Origin of the sequence: Pseudoalteromonas sp. MQS005, from assembly GCF_001661605.1 — a bacterium.
GTDB classification, from domain to species: Bacteria; Pseudomonadota; Gammaproteobacteria; order Enterobacterales; family Alteromonadaceae; genus Pseudoalteromonas; species Pseudoalteromonas tetraodonis.
This window is the reverse complement of sequence record NZ_LYRQ01000032.1, coordinates 40,107-50,824: the sequence shown is the minus strand read 5'-3', so window position 1 is coordinate 50,824 and position 10,718 is coordinate 40,107. Positions and strand designations below refer to the sequence as shown.

Below are 10,718 nucleotides of genomic sequence, written 5' to 3'. Positions count from 1 at the left end.
CATTACTTATATTTTTATAAACACTATAAAAATGAATATTCCCCCCCCATAACCTTTATAAATACATGTTTAATTATTGATAACAACAACAGCACAGTTTAGCTGTGGCTGTGAGTCAGTTATATGAGGATTTATAATGTCAAAGCTGTTTTCACCATTGTCACTTGGTAAATTAAGCCTAGAGAATAGAATTATTATTGCACCCATGTGCCAGTACTCGGCCAACAATGGGGCTGCAAGTGACTGGCATACCATTCATTTAGGGCAATTGAGTTTAAGTGGAGCGGGTTTACTTATTTTAGAAGCGACGGCCGTTAATCCCGAAGGGCGAATTAGTTACGCCGATTTAGGATTATGGGATGATACAACCCAAGCTGCATTAGCAAAAAGTTTAACGGCCGTAAGACAATACAGCCCAATGCCTATTGGTATTCAATTAGCCCATGCAGGTCGTAAAGCGTCAACCGATAAACCATGGGATGGCGGTGGGGCACTTATACCCGATCACCTCAATGGTTGGCAAACGGTTGCGCCATCAGCCATTGCCTATGATGAAAACAGCCCCATTCCCAAAGCGATGAACCAAGATGATATAGATTCGCTCATAAATGACTTTGTTAATGCGGCAAAGCGCGCTGACGAGTTAGGCCTTGATTTAATTGAAATACATGGCGCGCACGGTTATTTGCTACACCAGTTTTTATCGCCGCTGGCAAACAAACGTGATGATCAATACGGTGGTAGCCTAGAAAATAGAATGCGATTATTACTCGACGTATTTAAAGCTGTAAGAACGGCATTTCCAAGCAATAAAGCGGTGGGTGTACGTATTTCAGCAACCGATTGGGTAGATGGTGGTTGGGATTTACCGCAATCAATTGAACTGGCAAAAGCGCTTGACGCGTTAGGGTGTGACTTTATTCATGTAAGCACTGCGGGTTTAAGCCCTGAGCAAGATATACCTGTTGCTAAGAATTTTCAGGTGCCGTTTGCAACCGCCATTAAACAGGTTGTGAATATGCCAGTGATAGCAGTGGGTTTAATTACCGAGGCGCAGCAAGCTGAAAGTATTATTAGTGATGAACGTGCTGATGGTGTCGCTTTAGCGCGGGGGATTTTATATAACCCACATTGGCCTTGGCATGCTGCGGCCGAGTTGGGCGCGCAAGTGCAGGCACCAAAGCAATATTTGCGCTCAAGCCCACATGGCAAGCCATCCCCTATAAAATAGTGAATGACTTAACTACAAAACCCAAGCAAATAGCGTGGGTTTTGTGTGTCTCGGTAGTTTAATATTTAATTAAATATTAAGCAGGAACTGGCTGCTTTTTACTGTTTGACGTTGAGCTGCCAACCGAGGCAATAATAACTAATAAAATAGCGAGCCACTGCCAAATGCTAAGTAGTTCACCTAAAATAACTAAGCCAGCGAGTGCTGCAATAGCGGGTTCAAGGCTCATCATAATGCTAAACCCTTGCGGCGACATATTCCGCAATGTGATCATTTCTAAAGTGTAAGGTAGGGCACTTGAAAGTACCGCAATGGCAATACCTAACGGAATAATATCCCAAGTAAATGCGGCACTTTGTGATATGCCACCATAAGGTACAAGCACAATAGCTGAAATGGTCATGCCCATCGCTACCGTTGCGCCACCAGAGCTTTGGCTGCCGGTTTTTTTACCAAATAAAATATAACCTGCCCAACACGCACCCGCTGCAAGCGCTAAAATCACGCCAATTGGATCTAAACTTTCTTGGCCTTTCATATCGGGTAACAGTAATAATATTCCGGTAATTGCGCAAGCAACCCAAAATAAATCACGCTTTCGTCTTGATGAAAATAACGCAACGGCAAGTGGCCCGGTAAATTCAAGCGCAACACCAATACCCAGTGGAATACGTTCAATGGCGTAATAAAATAGAATGTTCATGCCGCCTAGGCTCAAACCATAAATTAAGATGGGTAAACGCTGGCTTGCAACCGGAAAGTGTCTCCAAGGTTTAAAAATTAAACAAAGAATAGCGGCAGAAAAACCTAAACGTAAGGCCGTTGTGCCCTCAGGGCCAACAATAGGGAAAAGCTGCTTAGCCAGTGAAGCCCCAGACTGAATAGTGATCATTGCAAGCAATATGCATAAAATAGCCAGTAATAGCTCTTTGGTTGATTTTTGCATGGTCGTCCTTAAATATTGCCATTTAATTGCGGCGCATATTACCTGCTTTTACCTACGCAGGTAAATGTAAATTAACGTTTTACATGGAGTCCCCAGTGATGAGAGGCTATCACTGGGCTGAATGAAAAATAAGCGTTACTCTTTTTTAAGATTGAGGTGGCAGGTAATGAGGGCTGACTGATTGAGTAAAAATTTATAGTTTAGCTTTACTATCTGCAGGGTATATAACGCCTAATTGTGCGCGGGCGGTATCGAGTACCGTCATCACATCGCGTGAAAGCTGGTGGTTGTTAATATGTGACTCTAATGCACTTTGCTCAATCATTTCAATAAAGTGCGCCACTTCATACTTCATAAAATGCTCATCAAAATCTGTACTTATTGTTTCTTTTTGGCCATTATTAGCGATGAATTCCACTTTTTTAAGTTGCGATACAGCTTCAATACGAATACGGCCTAACTCACCTTGTATTTCGGTTATGTTCTCGCCTTGCGATATTTTTGAATAACTAATTACCGCTTGTTTATCTGCATAATTTAAAAGTACATCGCCGGCACCATCAACACCGGTTTCTAGTAATACGCCACTGGCGTGCACACTGTTTGGTGCGCCCCACAGTGCTATAAGTAAATAAAGTGGGTAAATACCCAAGTCTACTAATGCGCCATTTGCAAATTCAGGCAAAAAGGTATTAGGGCGCTCGCCGTTTTTGAGCTTATCGTAACGAGACGAATATTGGCTAAATTGGCCAATAAATTTACGCGGTGTACCGATTCTTTTTAATGCGTTTTTTAAAACAGCAAAGTTAGGTAAATGCGTTGTCATCATCGCTTCCATGTACAAACGTTGATGTTTTTGAGCAGCCGTTAAAATAGCAGTAAGCTCATGACTATTTGCTGCTGAGGGTTTTTCGCCAAGTACGTGTTTGCCCGCAGCTAAACATTGCACAGCATAGTCTTTATGCAGGCTATTTGGTGCGGCAATATATACTGCCTCTACAAGCTCGTCTTGGCAAACAGCGTCAATGGAGGTAAATATTTTTGCTTGAGAATGAGTGGGGTGATTAGCTAAAAATCGCTCAGCGCTACTTTCTGCCCGAGAACACACACCGTATAAATTAAAATTACTCAGAGTACTTGCCGCATCAAGTAGGGTGTCGCTAATAAAATTGGTACCTACAATCACAAAATTCATGTTTAGCCTTTTTATGTATTTTACACAGCTCTGCAGTTTAACAATATTTTGCTCTAAATGCGCGGGCAGAGCAGTTAAACCAGCGTTTTACACTGGCACTTAATGTGGCTTGTTCTTGATAACCTAACAGCTCGGAAATATGTGAAATAGAAAATTGGTTTTGCATTAAATAGTGTTCACATAATGCGCGGCGAGTGGCATCTTTTAGTTTTACAAAGCTGGTGTTATGTTTTTTAAGTTCACGATGTAAGGTGCGAGGATGCATATTAAGTGCCGTTGCTATCGTTTGGTTTGAGCATTGAAAAAGGGGCAGCATGGGTCGAATAAGTGCACTTACTTGCGAAGGTAACGACTGAGTATGCGCATTATTAGCGGCTAAAAAGTTTAATGCAGCTTGTACTTTGTGTTGATCAGAAACATTAAGTGGCAATAATAAATCGTTTTTGGCGATTAAAATACCGGCGCTGTTTCTGTGTTCAATAACGTTGCAGCCAAAGTGCTGATGGTAAGCGCGCAGATTTGCATCAAGCTTTTGCGGTAAAAATACCTTAATGGGTTTACATTGATTTTGGCTCACTTTTTTTAAGGTGGCGAGCGCCAGTGCAATTGTTAATTCAATAACTTGATTTATAACAGGTAAAGGCTTGAGTTTTATTTCGAATGATAAAAATATATTTTGGTCATCTTCAAGTGTATGCGTGGTTAAATTAAGTGCGGGTGTATGTAAGTGCAGGTATTTAATTACCCATGTAAGCGCTTCACCTAAATCAGTTCCACTTTTAGCGGCGATAGCGATATGCCCTAAAATATCAAAACTTTGTTTGCTAGCGAGTTTAAGACCAAAACTTGGGCAGTTTAAGCTATGAGCGCAGTATTCTAAAAGTTCGGCATAATGGCGATAAGTTAAGCTTTGGGTTTCAAGGGAGTTTAACGTTACCTCAATGGCGCAATGGCGCATAATGCTTGCTGTATCACCACCTAGTTCGGTAATTAATGTATCAATTCCCTGTAAAGAAGTGGCTTTAATTAGGCTGCTCATAACAATTGCATTAGTGAAGAGGTGTCTAAAAATATCAAGTTTTTAGTAGATAATCCATGCAAAGTAGTTTTTTTAATGGGAGATATTTTATGCATACTACCTCATTTGATTACATTGTGATTGGCGCAGGCAGTGCCGGCTGTGTTGTTGCCTCGCGATTATCTGAAAATAAAAATGTGAGTGTGTGTTTAATTGAAGCCGGTGGCTGTGACCAAAGTGCTATGGTGCAAATGCCTGCGGGAGTTGCAGCTAGTGTGCCTTATGGCATTAATAGCTGGCATTACAATACGGTGCCACAAAAAGAGCTTAATAACCGCTGTGGGTTTATGCCCAGAGGTAAAGTGCTTGGTGGTTCAAGTTCAATCAATGCCATGGTGTACATAAGAGGGAATAAAAAAGACTACGACAACTGGGCCGCTATGGGAAATACCGGCTGGGATTATACCAGTTTGCTGCCTTATTTTATCAAAGCTGAAAACAACAAAACCTTTACCAACAGCCCATATCATGGTGTAAATGGCCCCTTACATGTGCAAGAGCTAAGTTTACCAAGCCCAGTTAATCAGCTGTTTTTAAAAGCATGCCAAGAGCAAGGCGTAGCCCTTAATGACGATATTAATGCGCAGCAACAGCTAGGTGCGCGGTTATCGCAGGTCACTCAACATAAAGGGGAGCGTTGCAGTGCGGCAAAAGCGTACTTAACACCTAATTTAGCTCGTAAAAACTTAACCGTGCTCACTGATGCGCAGGTAAATAAAATTAATTTTTGCGGGAGAGCTGCAACTGGTGTAACAGTTGCAGTTAATAATAAAAGCTATGTGCTAAATGCCCATAAAGAAGTTATTTTAAGTGCCGGTGCGATTAACTCTCCCCAACTTTTAATGTTATCGGGAGTGGGGCCTGCAGATCATTTAAAGCAGCATAACATTGAGCTTGTAACCCCATTAGAAGGTGTAGGCAGTAATTTGCACGATCACTTAACCGTTGTGCCATTATACAAAGCAAAATATTCGCAAGGCACATTTGGAATAAGTGCCAGCGGTGCGTTTAATATTGCAAAAGGATGCGTTGATTGGTTTGCCAAACGTGAAGGAAAGCTAACCAGTAACTTTGCCGAATCACATGCGTTTATAAACTTATTTACAGATTCTATTGTGCCCGATGTGCAACTTGAATTTGTTATTGGACTGGTGGACGATCACAGCCGTAAACTGCATTATGGCCATGGATACAGTATTCATAGCAGCATAATGCACCCTAAAAGCCGCGGCACTATTCGTTTAGCGGATGCCAACCCTTTAAGTGCGCCACTCATTGATCCTAATTATTTAAGCCACCCCGATGATTTACAGGTTATGCTACTTGGGCTTAAAAAAACATTAAGCATAATGCAAAGCAAAGCGTTTGATATTATTCGTGCAGATATGGTGTATCCGCTTGATATTAATGATGATGCGCAGCTTATTGAGTTTATTAGGCAAACAGCCGATACAGAATATCACCCCGTAGGAACCTGCAAAATGGGCCAAGATGATATGGCTGTGGTTGATAGCGAATTACGTGTTCACGGTGTGCAAAATTTACGGGTGGTAGACGCCTCTATTATGCCCAGTATTATTACCGGAAATACCAATGCTGGGGTAATAGCAATTGCAGAAAAAGCAGCTGACTTAATAAAGCAAGCTGCACTTTGTGATTAACTTGACTTATAAAACGCCGTTAACCATTGCTGCCAGTCTTGCTCTAGTTTGACCATTTGTAGGTGCTTTTTAGCGGCAAAATGTTTACTTTTATCCTCGTCAGCTAAAAACGGCCCCACACGGCAAAGCGGGCAATAATTATCAGTTAGATAATTAGGGGTTGTTAACATATCACTTAGTTCGGGTAGTGTATTTTCACTAAATACATAAGTAATACCGCTGGTGTCTTTGACGTGTTTGTCACGGTCGACATTGCGAATTTTATAGCCATCAAAGCGACTGATATCGAATGGCATTTGTCCTTGGCATGCCGCGTTTAAATGGGTATTTAAACTCCCCTCAATATTCCACTCACGATACGGTTTAACATCTTTTGAGGTTATATAACATAACCCAGGGCCTTGTGGGTTCAAGGCAAACTCATTGGCATATTTTATAAATTGATGCAGTAACGCACGGTTAAGCACGTTCATGCTGTTATTACGTGTATTTTTCTCAAATGCGTCGCGACCAATAAACGCAGGAATAAGTGGGAATTGAAAAATCACTACATCAAAGCTGTTTAGGTGCTCGGCTAGTTGTTGCCAACATTGTGTGTTGGTGACATCAAATTCATTAAGCACATCAATTTTATGTGCTTTAAGTGAGGCAAGCGCGTTATCGGGGTATTTTTCTGTAAGAGTTGCAGCTGCATCATAGGTTGAGGCAACTAACTTTTGCGGTTTAATGTGGTTGTAAAGCGCGTTTGAAAACGATAAGTCGCCATCACCTACCGTGAGTATGTTCCAATTTGGGTTTAAATACATATTAAATTATATGTTTTTATTAGTAACAGGCGATGTGTCAGGATGCGGTGTATTAATCAGCTGTTGATGCAACCTATACATAGCTAAACGCGTTTTTAACCCTTCAATGGCAACTTGTTTAAGAATTAAGTTAAAGGTAATCAAAATAGCAAACACAATATGAATAGGGCCATGAGTAAAACCGGCTTGAGGGTCGTAAATGGCTAAGCCAAATAAAACAAACAACACCACCATAAATATTTCAATGAGCTGATTTGAATAAAAAGAAAGACGCCCCTCACTTTTATGATCTTTTTTTATGCTAATAGCGCAAAAAAACGGGATAACTTTAATTTTAAAAGCCGCGTTTTTTTCTACAAAATTCTCACCAAGGTCAGTAAGCTGTTGGCGTAATTGGTCTATCATGGTGTGTCCTCTCAATACAGTGCGCGGATGTTACCCTATTACAGACCAATGGTTAAGCCATGGCGTGTTATTTAGGGTAAATACTCATACCAATAATTAAGATATGACACACAAATACCACTGATGTGAGCACAAAACGCATTTTTTGATAATCTTTATGATAACCCTGCCACTGTATTGTGGCCTTTTCAAAAGTCAGTACTAACCAAAAACTCGCGCCTAACCAAGCAAGCATCCACTCAATCGGCAAGAATGATAAAAACGGAATAGGAATGACCGGTAGCACTGCTTTAATCGCATCGGCAAAGCTTTGTTGGCCTGCATGCCATAAATTACCCGCCATAAACGCTAAAATAGCAATGCTGTAAAAACTAAAAAACTCTAAATTTACACTGTTACTGCCAACCATAAGTGGCCAGCCCACACAGCCTAAAAATGGCAATAAGCCCAAATAGCCAAGTTGAATGTGATTGACGAATTTTTCCATAAATGAAATGCCTTTGAAGGTTGTGTAATGTAAACCACGTTATTGTAGCAAGGATGTGCAGTGTAATCTTATTAAAATCAATATAGCGCAACTGACTATGAGTGGTAGCTGAGTTGTAACTGCTTTAACGCTTAAAAGTAAGCAGTAGATCACTCCTTGGATTTGTAATCTTAAAAATCGATTGTTTTAATCTAAACAATCAATTTTATTTAATTTCTCAATGGCCTTATTGTATTAATCAAGCCAACGCATACAGCGTTAACTTTTATAAATACACTAAACATAAATGAGGAATACTATGAGCACTTCATTGATTAACACAAAATTACAACCTTTCAATGCAACAGCTTACCACAATGGTGACTTTGTAGAACTCACTGAAAAAGACGTATTAGGTAAGTGGTCTATCTTTTTCTTTTACCCTGCAGATTTCACATTTGTATGCCCAACTGAATTAGGTGACCTTGCAGATCATTACGCACAGTTACAAGAAATGGGCGTTGAAGTTTATTCAGTATCAACAGATACACACTTTACGCACAAAGCATGGCATGACACGTCAGACACCATCGGTAAAATTACTTACCCAATGATTGGTGACCCAACAGGGCGCATTACACGTAACTTTGGTGTCATGATTGAAGATGATGGTTTAGCACTTCGCGGTACATTTGTAATGAACCCTGAGGGCGAAATTAAAGTTGTTGAAACACATGACTTAGGCATTGGTCGCAGTGCTAAAGAACTTGTTCGTAAAGTACAAGCAGCGCAATACATTGCAACACATGATGGCGAAGTTTGTCCTGCATCTTGGCAGCCAGGTGAAGACACATTAGCACCTTCACTAGACCTAGTTGGTAAGATTTAAACCTTACCACTATCTAAATTTAGAGTAGAACATGACTCTAATACCAGTGAGCCTGTATAGGTTCACTGGGCACTCTCCCACGCCATCACACGTTTCTAAAATTTCGCACATGCACTGATGGCATGGGAACCTTGCTGTTTTAATTTTCCTTAAGGGGCTAAGCCATGTTAGACAACAACATAAAGAACCAACTAAAAAGCCATTTTGAATCGCTGACTCAGCCTGTTGAGCTGCTTATCGCCTTGGACGACAGCAAAAAATCAACAGAAGTAGAAAGTCTAGCAAGCGATTTAGCGTCACTAAGCGATAAGTTTAGTGTAATAAATAATCCCGACACTAGCGCCCGCAGGCCTTCTATGGTGGTGCATTCACCAGAAAAAAACACCCATATTACCTTTGCAGGTGTACCTATGGGACACGAATTTACTAGTTTAGTGTTAGCGCTATTAAATACGGGTGGTCACCCTAGTAAAGCAAGTAAAGATGACATTGAACAAATACAAACACTTGAACAAACACTTAATTTTGAAGTGTATATTAGCTTGAGTTGCCAAACCTGCCCGCAAGTTGTGCAGGCACTTAATACTATGGCAGCAACAAATAGTAATATTAAAGCCACCATGATTGATGGGGCATTATTTCAAGATGAAGTTGAGCAAAGAAACATACTGGCTGTACCCGCTGTTTATTTAAATGGTGAACCTTTTAGCCAAGGGGCCATGAGCCTCACTGATATTTTAAATAAAGTGGATAGCAAAGGTGCACAGCGCCAAGCAGCATCACTCAATGAAAAGTCGGTGTTTGATGTACTTGTCGTCGGTGGTGGGCCAGCTGGTGCTTCGGCAGCTATTTATTCAGCACGTAAAGGGCTCAGTACTGGGGTTGTAGCAGAGCGATTTGGCGGTCAAGTTGCTGATACATTAGCGATTGAAAACTTTATTTCAATAAAAGCAACGCAAGGGCCAAAAATGGTGGCTCAGTTGGAAGAACACGTTAAAGAATACGATGTTGATGTTATGCACAACCAACGCGCGGCAAACCTGCAAAAAGGCAGTAATGGGTATGATATTACGCTAGAAAATGGCGCTGTATTAAAAGCAAAATCACTCGTACTAGCAACCGGTGCACGCTGGCGCGAAATGAATGTAGCCGGTGAGCAACAGTATAAAGGCCATGGCGTTGCATACTGCCCGCACTGTGATGGGCCTCTATTTAAAGGTAAACCGGTTGCGGTTATTGGTGGTGGTAATTCAGGTATTGAGGCGGCAATTGATTTAGCCAATATAGTTGAACACGTTACTGTACTTGAATTTGCTGATACGTTACGCGCCGATGAGGTACTTATTCGTAAAGCTAATAGCTTAAAAAACATCACTATTATTAAAAACGCCCAAACCACGGAAGTACTAGGTGATGGCAAAAAAGTAACGGGGTTAAGTTATACCGACCGCCTTAGCGGCGTGAGTAAACAGTTGAACTTAGCCGGTATATTTGTACAAATTGGTTTAATACCTAATACCGAATGGTTGAAAGACAGCGACCTTGAACTGAGCCAATTTGGTGAAATACTCATTGATGCCAAAGGCGCAACATCGTTACAAGGCGTTTATGCTGCAGGTGATGCAACCACTACGCCATTTAAGCAAATTATTATTGCGATGGGGGCGGGCGCAACAGCAAGCCTAGGTGCGTTTGACTATTTAATTCGTCAAACGCCCGATGCAGAGCAAAGCGCTGCTTAATAGTGTTTTAGCTTAAAGTCTCTTGATATAACAGCTCTCACCCATAGCTGTTTGTTCACCCAAGCCGCCCTCTCCAAAGGCGGCTTTTTTGAGCGCTATTTAAGTCGGGTAATACCCACTAAAATACAGACTGCGCCACCAATAAAGCCAAGCCAGGCTTCCATAGGTGTTTCGCCGTTTAATGCGCGGGTAACCTGAGAGGCTGCTGAGTCATAAACGTCATAGCCCCATATTGCCAGTGCGATACCAATAACAATAAGTACAATACCAATAATTTTATTTGTCATAATGATCCTTTG

At 41.2% G+C, this 10,718-nt stretch carries 11 protein-coding genes; 4 read left to right on the top strand and 7 right to left on the bottom strand.

The genetic code is table 11. The annotated features are described in order from the left end of the window. Positions 1-136: 136 nt before the first annotated feature. Complete coding sequence (locus A9479_RS12295; protein WP_064663561.1) at positions 137-1,231, top strand: NADH:flavin oxidoreductase/NADH oxidase; 1,095 nt, start codon at positions 137-139, stop codon at positions 1,229-1,231. 76 nt (positions 1,232-1,307) lie between these two features. Here A9479_RS12295 and A9479_RS12290 read toward each other — a convergent pair whose 3' ends face one another. From A9479_RS12290 to A9479_RS12280, 3 genes are all read right to left on the bottom strand, one after another. Further along, positions 1,308-2,177 carry a DMT family transporter gene (locus tag A9479_RS12290; RefSeq protein WP_016899600.1) on the bottom strand — a complete coding sequence of 290 codons (870 nt, stop codon included), beginning with the start codon at positions 2,175-2,177 and terminating at the stop codon, positions 1,308-1,310. 193 nt (positions 2,178-2,370) lie between these two features. Then, positions 2,371-3,372 (bottom strand): Gfo/Idh/MocA family protein, encoded by a 1,002-nt coding sequence (locus A9479_RS12285; RefSeq protein ID WP_064663560.1) that lies wholly within the window; start codon positions 3,370-3,372, stop codon positions 2,371-2,373. A 37-nt stretch (positions 3,373-3,409) separates the two neighbouring features. Further along, positions 3,410-4,411, bottom strand: a complete 1,002-nt coding sequence (locus tag A9479_RS12280; RefSeq protein WP_033103062.1) for an AraC family transcriptional regulator ligand-binding domain-containing protein — start codon at positions 4,409-4,411, stop codon at positions 3,410-3,412. Positions 4,412-4,500: 89 nt separating this feature from the next. On the opposite strand from A9479_RS12280, the gene A9479_RS12275 reads away from it, so the two are divergent. Further along, complete coding sequence (locus tag A9479_RS12275; RefSeq protein WP_064663559.1) at positions 4,501-6,111, top strand: GMC family oxidoreductase; 1,611 nt, start codon at positions 4,501-4,503, stop codon at positions 6,109-6,111. Here A9479_RS12275 and A9479_RS12270 read toward each other — a convergent pair. From A9479_RS12270 to A9479_RS12260, 3 genes are all read right to left on the bottom strand, one after another. Further along, on the bottom strand, positions 6,108-6,917 hold the full coding sequence (locus A9479_RS12270) for a class I SAM-dependent methyltransferase (protein WP_064663558.1): 810 nt from the start codon (positions 6,915-6,917) through the stop codon (positions 6,108-6,110). The genes A9479_RS12275 and A9479_RS12270 overlap by 4 nt on opposite strands. Positions 6,918-6,923: 6 nt before the next feature. Beyond that, positions 6,924-7,322: a hypothetical protein gene (locus tag A9479_RS12265; RefSeq protein ID WP_028834167.1), complete on the bottom strand. Its 399-nt coding sequence runs from the start codon at positions 7,320-7,322 to the stop codon at positions 6,924-6,926. A 67-nt stretch (positions 7,323-7,389) separates the two neighbouring features. After that, a complete protein-coding gene (locus tag A9479_RS12260) occupies positions 7,390-7,809 on the bottom strand; it encodes a DUF3429 domain-containing protein (protein ID WP_064663557.1) in 420 nt (139 codons plus the stop codon). A gap of 298 nt (positions 7,810-8,107) precedes the next feature. Here A9479_RS12260 and ahpC point away from each other — a divergent pair, with 298 nt between their 5' ends. Together ahpC and ahpF are read left to right on the top strand one after the other, a co-directional pair. Further along, the gene (gene ahpC, locus A9479_RS12255; RefSeq protein WP_008115650.1) at positions 8,108-8,677 is read left to right on the top strand and encodes an alkyl hydroperoxide reductase subunit C; all 570 of its coding nucleotides are present in this window, start codon (positions 8,108-8,110) and stop codon (positions 8,675-8,677) included. Between the two features lie 164 nt (positions 8,678-8,841). After that, a complete protein-coding gene (gene ahpF / locus A9479_RS12250) occupies positions 8,842-10,419 on the top strand; it encodes an alkyl hydroperoxide reductase subunit F (protein WP_064663556.1) in 1,578 nt (525 codons plus the stop codon). Positions 10,420-10,514: 95 nt separating this feature from the next. On the opposite strand, the gene A9479_RS12245 is transcribed toward ahpF, so the two are convergent. After that, positions 10,515-10,706, bottom strand: a complete 192-nt coding sequence (locus A9479_RS12245; protein ID WP_013463077.1) for a DUF3185 family protein — start codon at positions 10,704-10,706, stop codon at positions 10,515-10,517. Between the last annotated feature and the right edge of the window lie 12 nt (positions 10,707-10,718).